The organism is Lacinutrix sp. (assembly GCF_029238095.1).
Classification (GTDB): Bacteria; Bacteroidota; Bacteroidia; order Flavobacteriales; family Flavobacteriaceae; genus Lacinutrix.
Genome location: NZ_JAQWGS010000003.1, coordinates 34593 through 58385, shown reverse-complemented (window position 1 = coordinate 58385; position 23793 = coordinate 34593). Strand labels below are relative to the sequence as shown.

Sequence of the window (23793 nt, the reverse complement as noted above, 5' to 3'; positions counted from 1 at the left end):
CCTTTTTTTACAGGAATGACAAAAATGGACATAACAGAATATTTTCAATTAGTTTTCACAGACTACACATTAAGAACCATTACACTTGGAACAGCGATTTTAGGAGCTGTAACAGGAATGCTTGGTAGCTTTGCTGTATTAAGAAAACAAAGTTTACTTGGTGATGCCATTTCTCATGCTGCTTTACCAGGTATTGCCATTGCATTTTTAATTACTGGAGCTAAAGACACTAACACATTGCTTTTAGGTGCTTTGGTTAGTGGTTTAATTGGTACGTTTTGGATAAGAGGTATTGTAAAAAAAACACACTTAAAGAGTGATACCGCTTTAGGTTTGATCTTGTCTTTGTTTTTTGGTTTTGGTATGTTATTGTTAACGTTTATTCAAAAACAACCCAATGCCAATCAAGCAGGATTAGATAAATATTTATTTGGACAAGCAGCCACTTTAGTAGAAAGTGATGTTTGGATGATGGCGATTGTAACAGGCTTATGTTTATTTGTATTATTACTGTTTTGGAAAGAATTTAAACTTTTATTATTTGATGCAGACTACACCACAACATTAGGTTTTAATACTAAATTTATTGATATATTAATTACTAGTTTTATTGTTTTAGCCATTGTTTTAGGCTTGCAAACTGTAGGTGTTGTTTTAATGAGTGCCATGCTTTTAGCACCTGCTGCAGCTGCACGACAATGGACTAATAGTTTAGCAACTATGGTGTTTTTAGCTGCTATTTTTGGCGCGTTTTCTGGTGTTTTTGGAACAGCCATTAGTGCAAGTCAAACCAATTTATCTACAGGTCCAGTAATTGTTTTGGTGGCTTCTGTTTTTGTTTTCTTTTCGTTTGTGTTTTCTCCAAGTCGTGGTTTGTTATTTAAACAAATCCGGTTTATTAAAAATAGGCGTGATTTAGAGCTTCATAAAACCCTTGCTTTCATGCATCATATTGCAGAAACACATGATGATATTTCGCATCCTCATGCTATTATACTACTAAATAATTTTCAAGGTTATACGCGTTCTACACTTCAAAAATTAGTAGAAAAAAATTATGTGGAAATTAAAGGCAGTATGTGGAGTTTAACCAAAATTGGTTTTGAAACTGCCGCAAATTTATACACTAAAAAATCTACAGACAATGAATAACGCTCAAATAGAAATACAAATTATTGCAAGTTTGGTTTCTATAGCTTGTGCTATTCCAGGCACTTTTTTAGTGCTTAGAAAAATGGCAATGATTAGCGATGCTATTAGTCATTCCATTTTGCCAGGCATTGTTATTGGTTTCTTTTTAACACAAGACCTCAACTCTCCAATACTAATTCTTTTTGCAGCTTTTACTGGTATTATTACAGTCGTTTTGGTAGAATATATTCAAAAAACAGGTTTGGTAAAAGAAGATACAGCTATTGGGTTAGTATTTCCGGCTTTGTTTAGTATTGGTGTTATTTTAATTGCTAAAAACGCTAATGATGTACATTTAGATGTAGATGCAGTTTTATTAGGCGAATTAGCTTTCGCTCCTTTCGATAGATTATTAATTCTAGGTACAGATGTTGGCCCAAAAGCCTTATGGATTATTGGTGTTATTTTATTTATAACAATTACGCTTTTAATTGCTTTTTTCAAGGAACTAAAAGTAAGTACTTTTGATGCTGGATTAGCAGCTTCTCTTGGTTTTTCGCCAGCAATTATACACTATGGATTAATGAGTGTCGCTTCGGTTACAACCGTTGGTGCTTTTGATGCTGTTGGTGCTATTTTAGTAGTCGCTTTAATGATTGCGCCTGCTGCAACCGCATATCTATTAACCACAGATTTAAAAAAAATGCTAGCACTTGCCATTGGTTTTGGTGTGTTAAGTGCTATTTCTGGCTATTGGTTTGCACATTGGTTAGATGCTTCTATTGCTGGTTCAATTACAACAATGTTAGGTTTAATTTTCTTATTTGTGTATTTATTTGCACCTAGTAAAGGTGTAATTGCAGTGCTATATCGCGAAAAACAACAACGTGCCGAAGTCTCTTTATTAACCTTTTTATTGCATTTAAAAAACCATACTGAGTTAGAAGAAAGGCATGTTAACCATTTACGTGAGCATATTAATTGGCAAAGAGTAAGAGCTAAAGCTGTACTAGAATTAGCGCTTAAAAATAATATGATTGTAGTTGATAAAAATATTGTTTCACTTACAAAAAAAGGAGACACTTTCACCTCTAAAGCTATCGATTACATTATTACAAATCGAGATGCGCAGATTGAAGATATGAAAGATGATTTCTTTTTGTTTAGAGGTTAGTATTTACTGTATCTGTTGTAAAATTTCGTCATCACATTTTTTAAACCTAGACCATACCATAATCCTATAGATTCCTGAGAAATATTTTCTTTTGTTCTTAAATTGCCCGCGCAAATAAAATTATCTATTTCCTTATTTTCAAAAATCAGTTCGCCTCTTTGATAAATATGTCTTAAAACAATATCTATAGGATAGTCACTTATTCTATTCTGACCTTTAATATATAGGTAACCCATTTGTTTTTCGTGTGGAAAACCATAAACATTAACCATACCTTTTAATTCTTTAGAAATCATGGATGCTTCGTTAATAAGTTCTTCTAAACTTATATCTATTTCCCCTTCTCTGTGAGCATGGTACCTTTCTTTGTTAAAATACCTGTCTTTTAAAATTAAGTCTATCCATTTATCTTTTAACTCTTGATTATAATTCGACTTGAAAAAAGAGGTATAGGTTTTAAAGTTTTCTTTAAAATCTTTATACCAACTCATTTTATAGAGATGCGTAAAATATCGAATTGGGACTCCACCTTTTGCAAGCTTTATAGAAATTTCCATTGCCAAGCTGTCATCATTTGTTTTTTGTGCAACTAGCAATGCATAGCCTAAATCTTTACCTAAAGGAAAATCAACTTTTAAAAAAGCTTTTTTTGAAATTAGAATTGGCTTGGATATAGTCTTTTTGATCAGTTTGTTTTTTTGCTAGACTAACCAATTGATAATATTCTTCATAATCACACTCTTGTGCATACAATGAAATATTAAAAAAAAAAAATAATAATTAACTTCTTCATTAAAACCCACGTTCTTTCTGCAACTGCTCGTAAGCTTTTTGAACTTGTTTAAATTTATCTTCGGCTCCTTTTTTATGCTCATCTCCTAAATGTTCTACTTTATCTGGATGGTATTTTTTGGCCATTGTGCGGTAAGCTTTTTTAATTTGGTCTACTGAAGCAGATTTATCGATTTCTAAAATTTTATAAGCATTATTACTGCTATTATAAAACATCGCTTTTATACTATTATAATCGCGAGAACTTATACCTAGATAACCTGCAATGGTAAAAATTTGAAGTTCTTCGTCATCAGTTACCATTGTATCTGCCTTTGCAATACCGAACAAAAAGTGTATGAGTTGTAAACGAGACGAGTGATCCATCATGTGCTGAATTTGTAAGCATACTTTACGTAATGGTATGGTTTGCTGGCTTACTCGTTTAAACAAATCGAAGGCTTTATTAGCTCTCTCTTTGCCATACATTTTTACAAATTCTTTACGCACAAAATCTAATTCGCGTTGGTCTTGTTTACCATCTGCTTTTATAACTACAGATGCTAAAACCAGTAAACTTACTTCAAAATCTCCAGAAGTTGTTTGGTCACGTCGTTCTTGCTGTGTTCTATAATTTGGTCTTTGTTCGTATTGAGGTCTTCTACCTTGTCGTGATTGTTGGCTGCCAAACGGATGGTCTCCATCACCTAGTAAAAAACCGCCTTTACCAGATGCGAAAGCATCGCCTATACTACCAATTGCAATCCTATTATTGCACCTATTGGTCCACCAAAAGACCAACCTAAGGTGACGCCAATCCATTTTAATCCATTCATTGATATAACTAAAATTTTAAGATTGTAAATATAATACTTTGTTAGTTGTCAATTAGTATGGTTCGCTATGTCACTTGATAAATAAACCCATTAACAACTTAAAAATTAAACTATACTCAATATAAACTTTATTTTTAAATGCCAAGTAAAGCTTAAGTAGTGATAGCCTGACCTTATGGCACCATAAGTGTTATATGAGTAAGCAATAATAATTATTGCACAGTTTTTGATTAACTTTGCATAAATGGAATAATAATATAAATTATAAAAGATATGTATCCAGCAGAATTAGTAAAACCTATGAGCGAAGATTTAACAAACGCAGGTTTTGAAGCATTACACACTGTAGAGGCAGTAGATGCAGCTATAAAAAAAGAAGGGACTACATTAGTAGTTGTAAATTCGGTTTGTGGTTGTGCTGCAGCAAATGCACGCCCAGGCGCAAAAATGAGTTTAAAAAACGATAAAAAACCTACTACTATCGTCACTGTTTTTGCAGGTGTAGATAAAGAAGCAGTAAACCAAGCAAGAGCGCATATGGTTCCTTTTCCTCCAAGTTCGCCAAGTATGGCTTTATTTAAAAATGGAGAATTAGTACACATGTTAGAGCGTCATCACATTGAAGGTCGTTCTGCAGAACTAATTGCAGAAAACCTTATGGATGCTTACAACGAGCATTGCTAACACCTATTTTAAAACAACTTAATTAGCTTGTTTTAAACCAAGTATTATAGAAAAACCACGTTTGTTAAACGTGGTTTTTCTATTTTTGGAATATAGATTTTTATTAAAAATGAGAAAACTATTAGCTTATCCATTAACCTGTATATATTTCCTTTTTTTTGGATTGTGTTTACTTATATTTCATCCCATACAATGGTTATGTTTTAATGGCTTTGGCTACAATGCGCACAGAAAAAGTGCAGATCTTTTACAGTTTTGTTTAATGCGATGTATAAATTGTTTAGGTAATTGGCATACATTAATAAATCCATATAAGCTAAGTACTAGTCAACCTCTTATAATTGTGTCTAATCACCAAAGTATGGCAGATATTCCACCAATTATGTGGTATTTTAGAAAGCATCATGTAAAATTTGTGAGTAAAAAAGAATTAGGCAAAGGTATTCCAAGTGTATCTTACAGTTTGCTTAAAGGAGGCTCTGCTTTAATAGACCGAAAAAATCCAAGACAAGCCATTGTAGCTATTAAAAAATTTGCAAATTATATAGAGTCTACAAATCGTGCAGCTGTTATTTTTCCTGAAGGCACCAGAAGTAGAGATGGGAAACCAAAACCATTTCAAACTAAAGGCTTAGAAACCTTAATAAAATATATTCCAAGTGCTATGATTGTGCCATTAACAATTAATAACTCATGGAAAACGTTGCGCTATGGTAAATTTCCAATGGGAACAGGCAACCACATAACGTTTACAGTACACAAACCAATTCGTGCAAAAGACTTTAGCTCTACAGATAAGCTTCTTTTACATTTAGAATCAACAATAAAAAACAGTGTTAAAATATAATAATATGTCATTAAAAAATGTAAGATTAGAAGTGATGCAACATCTTGAAAAGGATGTGGATTCTCTTATTGAAAAATATTTGATTCCTATTGATACCATTTGGCAGCCTACAGATTTTTTACCAGACTCTACAAAAGATTCTTTTTTTGAAGAGGTTAGAGAAATTAGGGAGCTTTCTAAAGAACTCCCATATGATTTTTGGGTGGTTTTGGTTGGTGACATGATTACCGAAGAAGCTTTACCAAGTTACGAATCTTGGCTCATGGATGTTGAAGGTATAGACCAAATAGAAGCCAATGGATGGTCTAAGTGGATAAGACATTGGACAGGTGAAGAAAACCGTCATGGAGATGTGCTTAACAAATACTTATATCTTTCTGGGAGAGTTAATATGAAAGAGATTGAAAAGACCACGCAACACCTTATTGCAGATGGACATGATATTGGTACAGGAAGAGATCCTTATAAGAACTTTGTTTATACCAGCTTTCAAGAGTTAGCAACCTATGTTTCGCACAATCGTGTTGCAAAAATTGCTAAGCAAAAAGGGAGTAAACAATTAGCTAAAATGTGTAAAATTATTGCTGGAGACGAAATGAGACACCATCACGCTTACAGCGAATTTGTAGAACGCATCTTTACTGTAGATCCAAACCAAATGATGATGGCTTTTCATGACATGATGAAACGAAAAATTGCTATGCCAGCACATTTTTTAAGAGAATCTGGTGGCCAAATAGGTTCTGCTTTCGAAGAATTCTCGAATACTGCTCAACGTATTGGTGTTTATACATCTAACGATTATGTCGATATTTTACAAAAACTTATTGATCGTTGGGAGATTGGAAAAATTACTGGTTTAAATGAAGAAGCTGAAAAAGCTAGAGATTATTTAATGAAACTGCCTCCTAGAATGTATCGTTTGTCTGAACGTATTAAAATACCTGAAAATTCATTTCAATTTAAATGGGTAGATCCTGCAAAGTTATAGCATGAATTACGATTTAATAGAAGCTACCAAAGCTTTTGTAAAAAAAGAATTGGCTAATGCAGAAGGTGGTCACGATTGGTTTCATATTGAGCGTGTTTATAATAATGCAATGCTTATTGCTAAAAATGAAACCGTAAATATAGAAATTGTTGCTTTAGGTGCTTTATTACATGATATTGCCGATAGTAAATTTCATGATGGAGATGATACTGTAGGTCCTAAAAAAGCAAGGAAGTTTCTGTTTGAAAAAAGTGTAGATTCTGTAATTATCGAACACGTTATAAAAATTATAGAAAACATTTCTTTTAGTTCTAGTATTGAAAAAACAAATGTTTTTAATTCTCTAGAATTACAAGTGGTACAAGATGCAGACCGACTAGACGCTATAGGAGCCATTGGTATTGCACGTGCCTTTAACTATGGTGGCTTTAAAAATAGAGCTATCTATAATCCAGAAATTACCCCAAATCTTAATTTAACAAAAGCGGAGTATAAAGCCTCTACTGCGCCAACAATTAATCATTTTTACGAGAAGCTAATACTTTTAAAAGATAAAATGAACACCAATTCTGGTAAAAAAATAGCAAAAAAACGCCATGATTATATGATTGGCTTTTTAGAGCAGTTTTTTGCGGAATGTAAAGGTGAGAAATAAAAAAACCTCATAATAAATATTACCATGAGGTTAAATTTAATTTAAGTCTTATTTCCCAGGAAATTCAGCCTTACGTTTTTCTAAAAAAGCTGTTGTACCTTCTTTAAAGTCTTCGGTACCAAAACAATCTCCAAATTGTTTTATTTCAGTTTCATAACCATTAACGCCATCTTGATAATTAGCATTAACTGCTTTTATAGCTTTACTAATTGCGACTGTAGAATTACGTATGATTTTGCTGGCAATTTTTTTGGTCAATGGTATTAGTTCTTCTTGTGTTACTACGTGGTTAACCAAACCGTAATCTTTGGCTGTATTTGCATCTATCATTCCTGCTGTCATAATCATTTCCATAGCACGACCTTTACCTACTAGTTGAGGTAGACGTTGTGTACCTCCATAACCAGGAATTACACCTAATGAGACTTCTGGCAATCCCATTTTTGCATTATCGCTGGCCACTCTAAAATGTGCTGCCATTGCCAATTCTAAACCACCACCAAGTGCAAAGCCATTAACTGCTGCTATTACTGGAGTGCTTAAATGCTCTACAAAATCGAACAACAATTCTTGCCCTTTTGCAGCTAGCTTACCTCCATTCTCTATATTAAAGTTTGCAAACTCACTAATATCTGCTCCTGCAACAAAGGCTTTTTCGCCACTTCCTGTGATAATGATTACTTTAGTTTCATTATCATTATTTGCCGCTTTAAAAGCTTCATGAAGTTCTTCTATGGTTGCTTTGTTTAAAGCGTTTAATTTTGAAGGTCTATTTATGGTTATAGTTGTAATACCATTTTGATAATCTGAAAGTATGTTTTCGTATGTCATATAAAATGTTGTTTTTTATTTTATTTGGCTTATTGTTACTGTTTTCTCGTGCTTCAAAAATTACTCGAAGTGACAAAATAAATTGATCTATCAGTTTTAGTAAAATTCTTTTTTAAGAATTCTGTATCGAGAACGTTTTAATTTTTAGGAAAAGCCACCGTAAAAATTGTGCCTTTGCCTTTTTCTGTTACAAAGGTAATTGTTCCTCCATAAGTTTCCATAATATTTTTTACCATAGCCAAGCCTAATCCCATTCCGCTAGATTTTGTGGTGAATTTAGGTTCAAAAATCTTTGATTTATTTTCATCGGTTATACCAATTCCATTATCTGAAACTGTAATTTTAACAAAATTATTTTCGTCTGAAACATTAACAAGAATCTCTGGTTGCTTGTCTTGAGGAATCGCTTGAATGCCATTTTTAATTAAATTTGTAATAACTCTAATAAGTTGTGTTCTATCAAATTTTGCTATAATCTCTTGTGTATTAGACTGAAACGTAATGTAGTCTTCGTTAAAAATATCGAGTGTTAAATCTACAACCTCAACAACATTAAGCATTTCGTTTTTTTGAGCTGGCATTTTCGCAAAGTTAGAAAAGGCGCTTGCTATAGAACTCATAGTATCTATTTGCTGGATTAACGTTTTAGAATATTCATCTACTTTTTGATGAATATTCTCATCTTCAGGATTAAATTTACGTTGAAAACTTTGGACACTTAAACGCATTGGTGTTAATGGGTTTTTAATTTCGTGCGCTACTTGTTTTGCCATTTCTCGCCAAGCTTGTTCACGCTCGCTTGTAGCTAATTGCACTGCACTTTCTTCTAGTTCGTCAATCATGCTATTGTAAGAGTTCACTAATACTGCAATTTCTTCACTTGTGTTTTTAATATTTATTTTTTCGTTACGTTTCTCTAATCGCGTATTCTTCATTTTTTCGCTAATGGTTTTTAGCGATTTAGTAATGTATTTTGACAAGAAAAAAGCAAGTGCAACTGCAGCAAGCATAACAAGCAATGAAGTATACGCTAGCCGTTCTAGAAACTCTTCAAGTTCTTTTGCTAGAAAATCATCTTTCTCTAAATAAGGTAAATTTAATATTGCTAAATCTTTAAATTTTGCATCTGTAATATAGAGATAAGAAGATCTCCAAGCTTTATCTTCTTCCTCTCGACGTTCTTCGAAACGATGCTCTGCAGTGTTGGATAATGCATTTAAAACGTTTGGTTCTAGACATTTTTCGGTAACTTCTTGTTTTATATCTGCTTTAGATGAAATAAGCAAAGAGCCTTCTAAATCGTACAGGTTTATTTGTATGTTATGTACCTCTGCAACTTCGTAGATTTTAGTTTTAAAAATTAGCGGCACATTTGCTGTTGTTACTGGAAATGTAGTTTCGCGAATAACAAAATCTAAACTTCTAATAATAGCGGTTTCTTTTCTGTCTAGACGCTGTTTGTGATAGTCTTGGGTTTCTTCGTTATATTGGTATATAGAAACTGCAGCAATTAAAATTGAAGACAATAATACCAGCAAAATCATGGCTATGAATATTCTGGTTCGTAAAGACAGCTTTTTTAACTTCATTTGTTTTTTGTTGCATTAAAGATAACAATAATCGAACCACTATTTCGCGTTAGTGGTTGAAACGGCATCCTTTTTTTTGTTGCCTAAATGCAAAAAAAAGATATAGTGTAAAACACGACCTTTAGGGAATGCAAAAAAAACTAGGCTTCTGGATTTGTATTTCTAATGTTTTTATAAACCTTAAAACCTAACATTAATAGTAGGCCTAAAATAAAAATACCTAAGACGCCAAAAATCCAATTGAAAGCACTTTTTAATAAAACTAAAAAAATTACTGCAAATAGAATAAAGGTTGCGCCTTCGTTCCAAATACGCATAAAATTAGATGACTTTTTTACAACATCATTCTGTAATTGTTTATAATAAACATGTGTTTGCAAATGATATATGATGAGTAAAACTATAAAACCCAATTTTACTTGCATCCAGCTGTTTTGTATTAAATAGGGATTTAAATAAAATAATAGTAACCCAAAAAACACTGCTAAAATAGCTGATGGCCATGCTATTATAGACCATAAACGTTTTGACATTAGTTTTAATTGCTTGGTTAGTATCTCTTTTTCTGGTGATGGTTTTTGAGAAGATTCTATATGGTACACAAATAACCTTGGAATGTAAAACAATCCTGCAAACCATGTGATTACAAAAATAAGGTGTAAGGCTTTTATGTAAAAATAATATTCCATGTTCTAAGCTTGTACTTTTGCTTTAGACCATTCGTTAATTTGTTTTGCAAGAAACACTACCCAATCTTTATTAGTGTTTAAACAAGGAATAGTAGTAAAGTCTTTTCCGCCTACTTCGTGGAAAATTTCTTCGCCTTCCATTGCTATTTCTTCTAAAGTTTCTAAACAATCGCTTACAAAAGCAGGTGTTACAATAGCCATATTTTTAATGCCTTTTTTACCTAAACGCTCTATGGTTCTATCTGTATATGGTTGTAACCAAGGATCGAAACCTAAACGGGATTGAAAAGAAGTAGAATACGTATCTGGTTCCAATTCTAAATACTCACCAACTAGACGCGTAACTTCTTTACATTGATGTTTATAACAAAATTCGTGTGCTTTGCTTGGTGTTTTGCAACAGACACAATTTTCTTTATTGCTTGGTTTACAGTGCGATTTAGTGATATCGCTTTTACGTATATGTCGTTCTGGAATACCATGATATGAGAAGAGCAAATGCTCATATTCTTTATCTTTTAAGTCTTCTTTTATGCTGTTGGCTAGGACTGAAATATATTCTGGATTGTTATAAAAAGGTTTTAAAGACTCTATTTTAAGGTTTGGAAAATGTGCTTGTCTTATCTCTTCGGCTAAAACTAAAATAGTCTCTGTTGTTGCCATTGCAAATTGTGGATATAAAGGTACCAAAAACACCTCGTCACAACCTTTATCTACCAATTCTTGTAGTCCTTTTTTAATAGTCATACTTCCATAACGCATAGCAAGTGCAACAGGAAAAGCAACGTGTTCTTGAACTTTTTCCTGTAACTGCTCAGACAATACAATTAATGGCGAACCTTCTTCCCACCATATTTTTTTATAGGCTTTTGCAGAGGCTTTTGGTCTTGTATTTAAAATAATACCTTTTACTAGTAATGTTCTTGCCCAAAGTGGCACATCGATTACACGTTCGTCCATTAAAAATTCGCCTAAGTATTTTTTTACATCTTTAGGTTCTGGGCTGTCTGGTGATCCTAAGTTTACGAGTAGTGCTCCTTTCATTAATTATCTTTATTTTATTTCCGTTTTTTCCTGAAGTTGTTCCAGTAAAGATAGAAATCTGCTTTCTTTTTCTTTTTAGCAAAAATACAATACTAAATGGTATTTATCTATAGTTTAAAACGCTGGTTATGTTATAAACAAGTTAAATTTCTATATTTTACTTTAAGTTTAAACGAATTAAATATATTTACTATTCGCACAAAAACAAATCTATGCATAAAACGTTTCGATTGCTTTTTCTATTTATAGGGTTTATTAGTTTTTCTCAAGAACAGGAACAAAGTTTACTTTGGGAGATTTCTGGCAATGGTTTAAAACAATCCTCTTACATCTATGGTACTATGCATGTTAGTAAAAAGGTTGCCTTTAGATTAGACGATGTTTTTTTTGAAGCTCTTGAAAAAAGTGAAGCTATTGCATTAGAAAGCGATCCATCTACTTGGTTAGACCATAGTTATAAAACAGCAATTTTATCGCCTCAAAATTTTAGTAGTAACTATAAAGATGGGTTCTACACTTCTTTATTTAATTTAGAACATCCAGACGAACTTTTAATTAGGGGAGCCATTAGGCAAGATAATAGAATGCTTAATGGCTATTTATATAGAAAAAACTCGCAATTAGATAATTTTGAAGAAGAAACCTATCTTGATATGTTTATTTATCAAGCAGGAAAAAAGCAAAATAAATCTATAATAAGCCTAGAGTACTTAGAAGAGGCAGAGTACTTAACAGCTAAAGCGAGTACAAATGCTTACAAGAAAAAAATGGATCCTTGGCTTACAGAGGTTTATGAAAAAGAAAGCCCATATTTGTTACAAGAAAACACCTATCGCGAACGTAACTTAGCACTTTTAGACTCTATTGGTGAAGCCTCTAACACGCCATATTTTAGAGAGCATATGTTGTTTATTCGTAACGATAATATGGTTAAAGTTAGATAGTATAATACAGAATAAGTCTGTTTTTGCTGGTGTTGGTGCTGCGCATTTACCAGGAAAACGTGGTATGCTTAAATCGCTTCGAGATAAAGGTTATACTGTAAAAGCGTTGCTTTCTGAACAAACAAAAAATGGTCAAGAGCAAAAGCAAAAAATAGAAGACTTTATTGCTCCACCTAGTTTAAAAGAATACACTACAGCAGATGGTTTTATAACTATGAATAGTTTTAACGACCTTAAAGATTTTTTCTATAATGGTCAAAAATTCTCTGTTTCACCAGATATGACTAATGGTGCTTTTTTAACTATAAGCAGGTTTAATTTATTAGAGTTTTTACCAAGTGAAGATAACATTACGTTAGAGCGTTTAGAGAACTTTCTATTTGAAGATATTCCTGGCGATATTATTTCAAAAAAAATAATAACAAGTCCTTTTCCTGGCTTAAGCGTTTTAAACAAAACAAAGAAAGGCGATTACCAAAAGTATCATATTTACAAAACACCTTTAGAACTTATAATTATAAAATTTGGAGGTCCTAAACATTACGTTTTAGATTATGAAAAAGTGCTTTTCGAATCTATTCGGTTTAAAACACCTTCTAAAATTATAGAAACTTTTAAATCTCCATATGGTAAATACCAAGTGCGTTTACCTAAATTTAACACACAGGACAATCTTAATAATGCTGGAAATAAATTAATTCAAGCCAATATTGGCGAAAATTATTATTTTTTAAAAGAATCTGTAAACCATGATACTTATTACATAGAAGAAGACGAATTTGAAGCCAAATACATAGCAGAAAACTTTTTTAAGGAGTTAAAAATAGACGATAGTATGTCTGGCAAATATAATAACAGAACTTATAAAAGTTACGAGGCTATTGCTACATTCGATTCGGTTTCCAAAAGAAAAATCCATTTAAAAACTATTGTAAAAGACGGAAGTTATTATTTGTTAGGCTACTCTGGTTTCGAGAAAAATAAAGCTAAAGCCTTTTTTAGTTCCTTTAAGTTTAACAAAACAACTCATGATGGTTTTGAAACCAGAACCGATACTTCCTTGCATTTTACTGTATTAACCAATACAAAACCTGTAATATCAAGACGTAATAGCTACAACAATAATAAAAACAAAGACTACGAAGCTGAGACCAAACAAGCAAGCTACTACTCTAAGGCTAATGAGCAGATTTATGTAAGTAGAACTAAGTTTCATGACTTTCAAATGTACACAGATATTGATAGTTTGTGGCAAGAAATGGATGATGCAAAATTATCAAAATATAATGTAGACAATACTAAACCATTAAAAATTGGTCATACTAAAAAAACAAAAAAGGATAATATTTATACCTATAGTTACACACTTTCAGATACTCTTAGTGCAAAATCAATTAAAGTAAAGCATATTTTAAAAGAAGGTGTGTTATATACCATTAAATCACTAAACGATTCTATAACTAATCCGTCTCCATTTATTACAAATTTTTATGAAACGTTTAAACCAATAGACACCGTAATGGGAAAGTCTGTTTTTAAAGATAAAACAGGACTGTTTTTTGAAGCTCTAAAAAAAGACGACAGTATTGTTTTTAATGCATTCGATTTATTAAAATTCAATACATCGCATACGAATACTATTATAGACTTAGTTAAAAACTTTGAATTTCCAGAAAACAAAGAGAAAATTAAAATAAATTTAATAAATGAGCTTATAAAACTAGATGAGAAAAAAGCAGTTCCGTTTTTAAAAGATTTATATGCAGAGTCTTACTCTAATCCAAAAATTCAAACCGCCATATTAAAGGCCTTTCTTAATAAAAAAGACAGAACGCTAAATAAAGAAGTCTTAGCACTCATGCGTAAAGATTTACCACTCGAGCAATATGCTGTTAGCTCTTTGTTTTATACCTATAAAGACTCTTTAGCACTTAAAAAAGCTTTATTTCCAGAACTTTTAGAATACACAAGTATTCAAGAGTATAAAGAGCCAGTTTATAATTTATTAGCAAAACTAAAAGACAGTAGCATTGTAAAATCTAAAGACTACAAAAAGTATAAAAAAACAATAATTAACGATGGTAAAATAGAAATTAAACGCAGTATAAGTGAAGCCTCTGGTTATGGCTCTAGAAATAGCTCACTCTATAGCTACGTAAAGCTAATTTTCCCGTTTAGAAAAGAAGCTCAAGCTAAAGCTTTTTTCGAGAAATTAATTGATTGTGATAATGCAGAAGCTTTAACCACCTATTATGTTTTATTAGAAAAAGCGAAAGAGCCAATTCCTGCTAAGCTTAAAAACAAAACACTTTACGATTACAGAAATCAATCGCTATTGGTAGATAAGTTGTATGATTTAGGACTTAGAGAACCTTACTTATTGGAAGAGATATCTCAATTAAAGTATGCAAAATCATATCTTTTTAGCGATGTAAATATTGAAACTGGAAGAGATTCCATTTCTTTTTTAGCCCAAAAATTTTTTGAAACAGATAACAATAAAAAAGGCACCATTTACTTTTTTAAATTGGTTAAAAAGAAAGACTATAACGATTCGAGTAAGCTTTACTATGCTGCATTTTTAGAGACAAAAAAAAACAACAAATTAGTTACAAATATATATTTTGAGTCTAGTTACAGTGGAAAATACATAGATGAAAATGATAAAGAAGAAGAACTAATAGATGATGTTTTAGACTTAGTGAAGTATAAAACAAGAAAGCACATAAATAGGAGATAAAACTTCTTGAAAACCTATTTAAGTAGGTTATAAGTATTTGTGTTTTTTAATTTAGTATTCTGTCTCAAAAACTCTAACCAATAGACTGCACGTACTTCTTAGGCGTTGTCCCATACTTTTTCTTAAAAGCAGCAATAAAATGGCTAGATGTACTGTAACCTACTTTTAAACCAACTTCGTTTACATTATGTGTACCAGATTCAAGTAGTTTTCTAGCTACTTCCATTTTATAATCTAACAAAAAACTAAAAACAGAATCTCCATAAATTTGTTTAAACCCTTCTTTTAATTTCTTGAGTGTTAAACCAATTTCGTTTGCTAATTCCTGTAGCGTTGGTGGCTCTGCTAGTCTTGATATTACAATATCTTTAGCCTTTCTAATTTTTATAACATTAGACTCGTCAACTAAAAATGGGCATTGTTCTATATCTGCATCTTCACTTTTATTAAAATACAAACTTAAAACCTCGTAAGCTTTCGCTTTAAAATAAATGTTTCTTATGCTATGGTTAAGATTGTAGTTTACCAACTGATTTAGTGCAATGGCCATTGATGGTGATATTTTACCATCTTTATAATATTTTTTATCACGATTATCTTCACTCAAAAATGTAATATAATTGGCTTCTTGAGAAAATAAACCATGAAATTTTTTTATTGAAATAATAACAGATACCAACCAAGAATGAGGTTTAACTTCTAGGTGAATAGGCAGATCACGTTGTGGATTATATAATAATAAAGAAGTTTCTTCAGCAAGATTTATGGTATAATTACCATTATTAAATAAAAATTGAGCATTACCTTTAACACAAAAATGAAATTGAATATAACGACTATCAATTTCTCGTTCTATAACCTTAACATCCTGTGTCTCATTTTGATGAGTTAAAATAAAAACACCATCGTCTGCAAGTGTTTCTACAAAAAAACCTCTAGCGATACTTTTGTTACTTATCTTTTCTAAATTTGTCACAATACTATTTAGATTTATTCTAAATTATAAAACAAAAAAAGCTTGTTTCCATAACAAATATAGTCCTTAAAAAGAAAATAATTAAAAAACAACGCAAAAAAACCAGAATCGATATTAATAGTTCTTTTATCGTTGTTTTTAAGATTTTTTAGCTATTACTTTTGCTGTAGTTAGATTTATGAAACAATACAACATCTCAAAAAGCACAACATTTTATGCCATTGGCTTAAGCTACAAAAAAGCCGATGCTGAAATTCGTGGTAATTTTAGCCTAAGTGAAGAGGCTAAACAAATGCTGTTAGAGCAAGCAAAAGCTAATAATATCGAGAGTTTAATAGTAACTTCTACCTGTAACCGAACAGAGATTTTTGGTTTTGCAGAACATCCTTTTCAACTTATAAAATTACTTTGCGATAACACAAAGGGCACAGTAGAAGAATTTCAAAAAGTGGCTTATGTGTACAAAAATAAAGAAGCTGTTTCTCACATGTTTCGGGTTGGTTCTGGTTTAGACAGCCAGATTCTTGGTGATTTCGAAATAATAAGTCAGTTAAAAACAGCTGCAAGAGCTTCAAAAAAACAAGGTTTACTTAATCACTTTATAGAGCGCTTGGTAAATGCAGTTATTCAAGCTAGTAAGCGAATAAAAACAGAAACCAATATATCTTCAGGTGCAACTTCTGTTTCTTTTGCTTCTGTGCAATATATAATGAAACATGTAGAGCATATTTCAGAAAAAAACATTTTACTCTTCGGAACAGGAAAAATAGGAAGAAATACCTGCGAAAACCTGGTAAAGCATACCAAAAACGAACAAATTACCTTAATTAATAGAACAAAAGGAAAAGCAGAGGCTATAGCAGGAAAATTTAACTTAGTTGTAAAAGATTATGCAAATCTGCAAGAAGAAATTAATGCTTCAGATATTTTAATTGTTGCCACTGGAGCACAAAACCCAACAATAGATAAACATATTATTCAATCTAAAAAAGAATTACTCATTTTAGATTTATCAATTCCAAAAAACGTTAACAGTAACGTTAAGGAACTAAATAATGTTAATCTGTTTCATTTAGACGATTTATCGCAAATTACCGATGAAACATTACAAAAGAGGAAACTACAAATCCCATTAGCCGAAAGTATTATTGAAGACGTAAAAACAGAATTCAATAGTTGGTTAGAAACAAGAAAATTTGCGCCCACAATTAAAGCTTTAAAAATTAAATTACAAGACTTTAAAAAAACAGAATTAGAGACACAACGTAAAAAAAATGCCGACTTTAACGAAGCGCAAGCAGAGTTAATTAGTAATAAACTCATTCAAAAAATAACAAATCACTTCGCGCATCATTTAAAAGAAGACGCCATTTCTACAAACGAAAGCCTGGAACTTATTCAAAAAGTATTTCAGTTAGAACCACTAAAAAATGTCTAGAACAATTAGAATAGGAACTCGCGACAGTGAGTTAGCATTATATCAAGCCAACGCAGTAAGAAATCAATTAGAAAACCTAGGGCATAAAACAATTCTAGTACCTGTAAAGTCTACTGGTGACATTGTTTTAGATAAACCACTTTACGAACTTGGTATTACTGGAATATTTACCAGAACTCTAGATATTGCTATGCTAAATGGAGAAATAGACATTGCTGTGCATTCCCTAAAAGATGTACCAACTATTTTACCAAAAGGTATTGTTCAAGGCGCAGTAATGAAACGTGGTAATGTTCGCGATACCATCGTTTTTAAAGGAACTGAAGAATTTTTAGGTGGACGAGAAGCTGTTATTGCAACTAGTAGTTTACGTAGAAAAGCACAATGGCTCAACCGTTATCCAACACATACCATAGAAGATATTCGTGGTAATGTGGCGACACGTTTAGAAAAATTAAATAATACAAAACATTGGAATGCTGCCATATTTGCTGCAGCTGGTCTTGGTCGTTTAGACGTGCGCCCAGAAACAGCAGATAATTTAGAATGGATGGTTCCTGCTCCTGGTCAAGGTGCAATTATGACAACTGCTTTAGAAAAAGATGATGAAATACTCGATATTTTAGCAGAAATAAATGACAAAGAGACTGAAATTTGCACAACCATAGAACGTGAGTTTTTAAACCGATTAGAAGGTGGATGTACTGCTCCTATTGGTGCTCTATGTTATATAAAAGACGAAGAAGTTTATTTTGAGGGTGTTTTATTAAGTCCTAATGGTACTAAAAAAATTACTGTAGAACGTGTAAAAGCGCTAGGCGAACATACCGATTTAGCTCAGTGGTGTGCCAATTACGTTATAGATAAAGGAGGTAAGCGATTAATGGATGCTATTAAACAATCTAGTAAGCCAACAAATATCTATTCAACAAAATCTTTTACAGAAGATCAACGTTTATTGTTTAATGAGAAAGTAAATGCTAAAAGTAGCGATTTTATTAAAATTAGCTTAAATAGAATTGCACCAAGATTCTTAAAAAATGAGATTGAGAATGTTGTCATTACAAGTAAAAATGCTGTAGAAGCTTTACTAACAAACTTTTCTGCAATCGAACTGCAATTTAAAAACATATACTGTGTTGGCCGTCGAACAAAACGTTTAGTAGAAAACAGAATAGGAAAAGTAAAACACAGCGAAAACAATGCTAAAAAATTAGCAGAACATTTAGTTGAATTCATGGAAGGTAGCGAAGTGTCTTATTTCTGTAGTGATTTAAGACTAGACGATTTACCTAATATTCTCGAAGAAAACAATATAAAAGTAAACGAAATTGAGGCCTATCAAACAAAATTTGATGGCATAAAAATAGATAGTAACGTAGAAGGCGTCATGTTTTATAGTCCATCTACGGTTAAAAGCTATAAACAGGAAAATACAGTAGAAGATAATACCATTGCGTTTTGTATTGGCGATTCTACAGCAAAAGAGGCTAGTAAACATTTTAAAGATGTTAGAGTTGCTAAGCTTCCTACTGTTGAAAGTGTAATTGAATTGGTTAACGAACACTATGTATAGCTTTTTTGGCTTAAAACTAGAATGAAAATAAAATATAAAAAGAGAGTTGACAGAGCGGCCGATCGTGCTACCTTGGAAAGGTAGTGTACCTGCAAAGGTACCAAGGGTTCGAATCCCTTACTCTCTGCAATAACTAACGTAATAACCAATTAAGGTTAGAGTAGATTATGATTAAAAACGATTTATTTTTAAGAGCATTAAAAGGAGAAACCGTTGAGCGTCCACCAGTTTGGATGATGAGACAAGCAGGAAGGTATTTGCCAGAATTTATGGAGATAAAGGCTAAATACGATTTCTTTACACGTTGCCAAACACCAGAATTAGCAAGTGAAATAACTGTTCAACCTATTAGACGATATGGAATGGATGCCGCTATTTTATTCTGTGATATTTTAGTAATTCCACAGGCCATGAATATAGAAGTACAAATGAAACCAAACTTTGGTCCTTATTTGCCAAATCCTGTACGTACTCAAAAAGATGTCGACAATGTTATTGTACCAGACGTAAAAGAAAGCTTAGGCTATGTTTACGAAGCTATTAAAATGACTAAGGAAAAACTAAACAACGACATTCCATTAATTGGTTTTGCAGGTTCTCCATGGACCATTCTTTGTTATTGTGTTCAAGGTCAAGGCTCTAAAAACTTTGATAAAGCCAAAGAATTTTGTTTTACTAATCCAATCGCTGCACACCAATTATTACAAAAAATCACAGATACTACAATAGCCTATTTAAAAGAAAAAGTAAAAGCAGGTGTAAATGCTGTTCAAGTATTTGATTCTTGGGGAGGAATGCTTTCTCCAGTAGATTATCAAGAATTTTCTTGGCAATATATCCAACAAATAATAAATGCTTTAAAAGACGAAACACCAGTAATTGCTTTTGGAAAAGGTTGTTGGTTTGCTCTTGGTGAGATGTCTAAATCTGGAGCTTCTGCTTTAGGTATAGATTGGACTTGTTCTGCAAGAAACGCACGTTATTTAACTGGTGGAAATATAACTTTACAAGGAAATTTTGATCCTACAAGGTTGTTTTCACCACCTTCAGAGATAAAGAAAATGGTTCACCAAATGATTAACGAATTTGGTAAAGACAAATACATTGTAAATTTAGGTCATGGTATTTTACCAAATATTCCGTTAGAAAACGCTAAAGCATTTATAGACGCTGTTAAGGAATACAAGGCGTAAATATTAATGTAACTTATCAAACTTTATGCGTCTTTTATTTATGTTTAATTATACACTTATTTAATGATTAAAAACATACTAAAAGGTATTAAAGCTTACACAGGAACTTTAGCATTAATTTCAAAATTAAAACTTTGGAAATATTTTCTTATTCCAATTATAATAAGCATTATTACAGCTAGTATTATTGGTTTTTCTGCTTATGGATTATCAGATAATCTAGGCAATTTTTTTGCTAAAGTGTGGATTTGGGATTGGGGAAAAGAAACATTTACTTCTTTTTCTACAATTGTTGGTGCCATTATTATTGTAGTTATTGGGTTTATTTTATACAAACACATTGTTATGGCGCTTTCTGCACCATTTATGAGTCCGGTTTCAGAAAAAATTGAAACTCATTTAACAGAAAATAAAAATAATAAACACAGAAACACATCTTTTAAAGCACAACTTTGGAGAGGTATTAGAATAAATGGTAGAAACTTATTAAGAGAATTACTCTTTTCTGTGCCACTTTTAGTGCTAAAATTTATTCCTGTAGTCAATATTTTTTCGGCAATATTATTATTACTAATTCAAGCTTATTATACTGGTTTTGGTAATATAGACTACACACTAGAACGCCATTTTAAGTACAAAGAAAGTATTGCTTTTGTTAGAAAAAATAGAGGTTTAGCAATAGGAAACGGTATTGTTTTTATGCTGTTTTTGTTTATACCAATTATTGGAATAATAATCGTGCTGCCGCTTTCTGTAACAGCGGCAACAACACAAACTGTTCAGCTTTTAAAAGCAGAAAATAAATTAGTAAAAGAGTAAAACTGTAATAAAATGTTATTAACGTTTGATGGCTTTGAAATAAACCCAATTCACAAAGGTGATGCTTGGAAACTATGCGGTTTTATGGTTACAAATGCAGACCGTTTTAAGCGTTATTTTCCAGCGACTTTAAAGGAAAATTTAAATCCAACATTGTCGACGTTTTTTGTAGAACAAAAAACAAAACAGTTTAGTAAAAAGGAAGAATTTTTATTCACTTTAAAACACTCTGAAATACAAAAACTAATAGGAATTGTTTACATTAAAGAATTAGATTGGTCTTTAAAACAAGGAGAATTTGCATACTGCATCGATTATAACTTTAAAGGAAAAAATCTAATCTCGAAAGCTATAAAAGCACTCTCTGATTATGCTTTAAACACTTTAGAGTTAGAAACACTCCAAATAATTGCTCATAAAGACAATTTGTCAAGTATAAACGTAGCTTTAAATAATGGTTTTGTTTGGCAAAGAACCTTAGAAAAAGAATTTACTCCTATTGGAAAACAAGCTCTAGATATGGAATTATATGAATTATATAAACAATAATAAATGAAAGATAAATTCTTTAAATACATACACCAATTACAAGACACCATAACCTCAGCTCTTGAAGCTGCAGATGGCAAAGCTAAGTTTCAAGAAGACATCTGGAAACGTCCTGAAGGTGGTGGTGGACGAACACGTGTTATTGAAAATGGAAATGTTATAGAAAAAGGAGGTGTAAATATCTCTGGTGTACACGGTAAATTGCCAGATTCTATGCAACAGTATTTTGGTGTTAAAGATGCCGATTTTTTTGCCTGTGGACTAAGCTTGGTTATTCATCCTAAAAGCCCAATGGTACCAACGGTTCACGCAAATTGGCGTTATTTTGAAATGTACGATAAAGAGGGAAACATTGTAGACCAATGGTTTGGTGGTGGTCAAGATTTAACACCATATTATTTGTTTAATGAAGATGCAACACATTTTCACCGAGCCTGTAAAACCGCTTGCGACAAGCATAATCCAGAATTCTACTCAAAATACAAAGCACGTTGCGACGAGTATTTTTACAACTCGCATAGAAACGAAGGTCGAGGTGTTGGAGGTTTGTTTTTCGATTATTGCAAAGCTTCAGATGAAATGAGTATGGAAAACTGGTACAATTTTGTTACCGAAGTTGGCAACAGTTTTGTTTCTGCCTATCTTCCTATTATGGAAAAAAGAAAAGATTTAAATTATACCGAAGCACAACGTAAATGGCAAGAAATACGTCGAGGTCGTTATGTAGAATTTAACTTAGTGCACGATAAAGGCACGCTTTTCGGCTTAAAAACCAATGGTAGAATAGAAAGTATATTAATGAGTTTACCACCACATGTCCAATGGGTTTACGATCATCATCCAGAAGCTGGAAGTGAAGAAGAACGTTTAATCGAAGTATTAAAAAACCCAATAGATTGGATTTAAGATGAAATGCTACTGCGGAAATATTAAGAGCTACAATACATGTTGCGAAATTTTTCATTTAAATAATGGACAAACCGAAACTGCACAACAGTTAATGCGCTCTAGGTATAGTGCCTTTGTATTAGCAAATGGCAATTATTTAATGCAAACACACCATAAATCTACAAGACCAATAAAAGAAAAAAAGGCAATAGTAAAATGGGCAAAATCTGTAGAATGGATAAAACTAGAACTGCTTGAAACCTTAAATGGTTTAGAAAAGGACAAAGAAGGAACAGTAACATTTAATGCTTATTTTTATGAAAACGGAAACATTGATGTTATTCATGAAAAATCTGCCTTTATAAAAGAAAACGATAAATGGTATTACTTAGGTTATGCCAAAAACAAATAACTATGTATCCTATAAAAAGAAATAGAAGACTAAGAACCAACGAAGCCATTAGAAGCTTAGTTCGTGAAACCATAATTTCTCCAAACGACTTTCTAGTACCATTATTTGTAGTGGAAGGAAAAGGTATAAAAGAAGAAATAGCATCTATGCCAAATTACTATCGTTTTAGCTTAGATTTATTACAAGCTGAAGTGAAAGCACTTTGGGCACTAGGTTTAAAATCGGTTTTACTCTTTGTAAAAGTACCAGATAATCTAAAAGACAATAAAGGCACAGAGGCTCTAAACCCAAACGGATTAATGCAACGAGCTATCAAGACCGTTAAAAATGTATGTCCTGATATGCTAGTGATGACAGACGTTGCACTAGATCCATATTCCGCTTTTGGTCATGATGGCATTATAGAAAACGGAAAAATAGTAAACGATGCTACAGTAGATGTTTTGGCCGAAATGAGTTTGTCTCATGCACAAGCTGGAGCAAATTTTGTGGCACCAAGTGATATGATGGATGGACGTATTTTAGCAATTCGTGAAACATTAGAAGACGAAGGTTTTACAGATACAGGCATCATGAGCTATTCGGCTAAATACTCCTCAGCATTTTATGGCCCATTTCGCGATGCTTTAGACTCTGCACCAGTAGATGCTCAAGATATTCCAAAAAACAAAAAAACATATCAAATGGATTACGCTAATCGTTTTGAAGCCATTCGTGAAACCGAAATGGATATTGACGAAGGCGCAGACATTGTAATGGTAAAACCCGGTTTATGCTATTTAGATATTGTACGAGAAATTAAAAACGAAGTCGATGTTCCTGTTGCAGTATATCAAGTTTCTGGAGAATATGCTATGCTAAAAGCAGCAGCAGAAAAAGGTTGGTTAGACCATGATGCAGTTATGATAGAGCAAATTACAGCCATAAAACGTGCTGGCGCAGATGTTATTGCAAGCTATTTTGCTAAGGATGTAGTAAAATTAATATCGTAAATTAGCCAAAAACAAACTTAAAAT

Annotated in this window: 22 protein-coding genes, 1 tRNA gene and 1 pseudogene; 17 read left to right on the top strand and 7 right to left on the bottom strand. The window is 32.1% G+C overall.

Annotated elements, in window-relative coordinates:
- Nucleotides 1-24: 24 nt before the first annotated feature.
- Nucleotides 25-1152: a metal ABC transporter permease gene (locus P8H50_RS00760; protein WP_300204410.1), complete on the top strand. Its 1128-nt coding sequence runs from the start codon at nucleotides 25-27 to the stop codon at nucleotides 1150-1152.
- Nucleotides 1145-2305 carry a metal ABC transporter permease gene (locus tag P8H50_RS00755; protein WP_300204406.1) on the top strand — a complete coding sequence of 387 codons (1161 nt, stop codon included), beginning with the start codon at nucleotides 1145-1147 and terminating at the stop codon, nucleotides 2303-2305. Before P8H50_RS00760 ends, P8H50_RS00755 begins: the two co-directional genes overlap by 8 nt.
- Here the strand turns inward: P8H50_RS00755 and P8H50_RS00750 are convergent.
- A complete protein-coding gene (locus P8H50_RS00750) occupies nucleotides 2302-2862 on the bottom strand; it encodes a hypothetical protein (protein ID WP_300204402.1) in 561 nt (186 codons plus the stop codon). The genes P8H50_RS00755 and P8H50_RS00750 overlap by 4 nt on opposite strands.
- 235 nt (nucleotides 2863-3097) lie before the next feature.
- Nucleotides 3098-3912 (bottom strand): annotated as a pseudogene (locus P8H50_RS00745) (molecular chaperone DjiA).
- Nucleotides 3913-4185: 273 nt separating this feature from the next.
- Between P8H50_RS00745 and P8H50_RS00740 the strand changes: the two are divergent.
- The 4 genes from P8H50_RS00740 (at nucleotide 4186) to P8H50_RS00725 (ending at nucleotide 7089) form a co-directional block, all read left to right on the top strand.
- On the top strand, nucleotides 4186-4596 hold the full coding sequence (locus P8H50_RS00740) for a BrxA/BrxB family bacilliredoxin (RefSeq protein WP_300204398.1): 411 nt from the start codon (nucleotides 4186-4188) through the stop codon (nucleotides 4594-4596).
- A 109-nt stretch (nucleotides 4597-4705) separates the two neighbouring features.
- Nucleotides 4706-5443 (top strand): lysophospholipid acyltransferase family protein, encoded by a 738-nt coding sequence (locus P8H50_RS00735; protein ID WP_300204394.1) that lies wholly within the window; start codon nucleotides 4706-4708, stop codon nucleotides 5441-5443.
- A 4-nt stretch (nucleotides 5444-5447) separates the two neighbouring features.
- Nucleotides 5448-6434: an acyl-ACP desaturase gene (locus P8H50_RS00730; RefSeq protein WP_300204391.1), complete on the top strand. Its 987-nt coding sequence runs from the start codon at nucleotides 5448-5450 to the stop codon at nucleotides 6432-6434.
- A gap of 1 nt (nucleotide 6435) precedes the next feature.
- Nucleotides 6436-7089 (top strand): HD domain-containing protein, encoded by a 654-nt coding sequence (locus P8H50_RS00725; protein WP_300204386.1) that lies wholly within the window; start codon nucleotides 6436-6438, stop codon nucleotides 7087-7089.
- 48 nt (nucleotides 7090-7137) lie between these two features.
- Here P8H50_RS00725 and P8H50_RS00720 read toward each other — a convergent pair whose 3' ends face one another.
- The 4 genes from P8H50_RS00720 to hemH form a co-directional block, all read right to left on the bottom strand.
- Nucleotides 7138-7920 (bottom strand): enoyl-CoA hydratase-related protein, encoded by a 783-nt coding sequence (locus P8H50_RS00720; protein ID WP_300204383.1) that lies wholly within the window; start codon nucleotides 7918-7920, stop codon nucleotides 7138-7140.
- 137 nt (nucleotides 7921-8057) lie between these two features.
- On the bottom strand, nucleotides 8058-9509 hold the full coding sequence (locus P8H50_RS00715; protein ID WP_300204380.1) for an ATP-binding protein: 1452 nt from the start codon (nucleotides 9507-9509) through the stop codon (nucleotides 8058-8060).
- Between the two features lie 140 nt (nucleotides 9510-9649).
- Nucleotides 9650-10198, bottom strand: coding sequence for a CopD family protein (locus tag P8H50_RS00710; protein ID WP_300204377.1), 549 nt, complete (start codon nucleotides 10196-10198; stop codon nucleotides 9650-9652).
- Nucleotides 10199-10201: 3 nt separating this feature from the next.
- Complete coding sequence (gene hemH / locus P8H50_RS00705; protein WP_300204372.1) at nucleotides 10202-11242, bottom strand: ferrochelatase; 1041 nt, start codon at nucleotides 11240-11242, stop codon at nucleotides 10202-10204.
- Nucleotides 11243-11454: 212 nt separating this feature from the next.
- Here hemH and P8H50_RS00700 point away from each other — a divergent pair, with 212 nt between their 5' ends.
- Complete coding sequence (locus P8H50_RS00700; protein WP_300204368.1) at nucleotides 11455-12186, top strand: TraB/GumN family protein; 732 nt, start codon at nucleotides 11455-11457, stop codon at nucleotides 12184-12186.
- On the top strand, nucleotides 12110-14926 hold the full coding sequence (locus P8H50_RS00695) for a TraB/GumN family protein (RefSeq protein WP_300204364.1): 2817 nt from the start codon (nucleotides 12110-12112) through the stop codon (nucleotides 14924-14926). The genes P8H50_RS00700 and P8H50_RS00695 overlap by 77 nt, the downstream gene beginning before the upstream one ends.
- Nucleotides 14927-14999: 73 nt before the next feature.
- Here P8H50_RS00695 and P8H50_RS00690 read toward each other — a convergent pair whose 3' ends face one another.
- Nucleotides 15000-15902 (bottom strand): AraC family transcriptional regulator, encoded by a 903-nt coding sequence (locus P8H50_RS00690; RefSeq protein ID WP_300204359.1) that lies wholly within the window; start codon nucleotides 15900-15902, stop codon nucleotides 15000-15002.
- Nucleotides 15903-16080: 178 nt separating this feature from the next.
- On the opposite strand from P8H50_RS00690, the gene hemA reads away from it, so the two are divergent.
- From hemA to hemB, 9 genes are all read left to right on the top strand, one after another.
- Nucleotides 16081-17340, top strand: coding sequence for a glutamyl-tRNA reductase (hemA, locus tag P8H50_RS00685; RefSeq protein ID WP_300204355.1), 1260 nt, complete (start codon nucleotides 16081-16083; stop codon nucleotides 17338-17340).
- The gene (hemC, locus tag P8H50_RS00680; protein WP_300204350.1) at nucleotides 17333-18916 is read left to right on the top strand and encodes a hydroxymethylbilane synthase; all 1584 of its coding nucleotides are present in this window, start codon (nucleotides 17333-17335) and stop codon (nucleotides 18914-18916) included. The genes hemA and hemC overlap by 8 nt, the downstream gene beginning before the upstream one ends.
- Nucleotides 18917-18956: 40 nt before the next feature.
- Nucleotides 18957-19043 (top strand) — tRNA-Ser (locus P8H50_RS00675).
- A 40-nt stretch (nucleotides 19044-19083) separates the two neighbouring features.
- On the top strand, nucleotides 19084-20109 hold the full coding sequence (hemE, locus tag P8H50_RS00670) for a uroporphyrinogen decarboxylase (RefSeq protein WP_300204346.1): 1026 nt from the start codon (nucleotides 19084-19086) through the stop codon (nucleotides 20107-20109).
- Nucleotides 20110-20172: 63 nt separating this feature from the next.
- Nucleotides 20173-20928, top strand: coding sequence for an EI24 domain-containing protein (locus P8H50_RS00665; RefSeq protein ID WP_300204343.1), 756 nt, complete (start codon nucleotides 20173-20175; stop codon nucleotides 20926-20928).
- Nucleotides 20929-20940: 12 nt separating this feature from the next.
- Nucleotides 20941-21477 (top strand): GNAT family protein, encoded by a 537-nt coding sequence (locus tag P8H50_RS00660; protein WP_300204340.1) that lies wholly within the window; start codon nucleotides 20941-20943, stop codon nucleotides 21475-21477.
- Nucleotides 21478-21480: 3 nt separating this feature from the next.
- On the top strand, nucleotides 21481-22383 hold the full coding sequence (gene hemF, locus P8H50_RS00655) for an oxygen-dependent coproporphyrinogen oxidase (RefSeq protein ID WP_300204337.1): 903 nt from the start codon (nucleotides 21481-21483) through the stop codon (nucleotides 22381-22383).
- 1 nt (nucleotide 22384) lies between these two features.
- On the top strand, nucleotides 22385-22777 hold the full coding sequence (locus P8H50_RS00650) for a YchJ family metal-binding protein (RefSeq protein WP_300204333.1): 393 nt from the start codon (nucleotides 22385-22387) through the stop codon (nucleotides 22775-22777).
- A gap of 2 nt (nucleotides 22778-22779) precedes the next feature.
- Nucleotides 22780-23769, top strand: coding sequence for a porphobilinogen synthase (gene hemB, locus P8H50_RS00645; RefSeq protein WP_300204329.1), 990 nt, complete (start codon nucleotides 22780-22782; stop codon nucleotides 23767-23769).
- Nucleotides 23770-23793 lie beyond the last annotated feature (24 nt).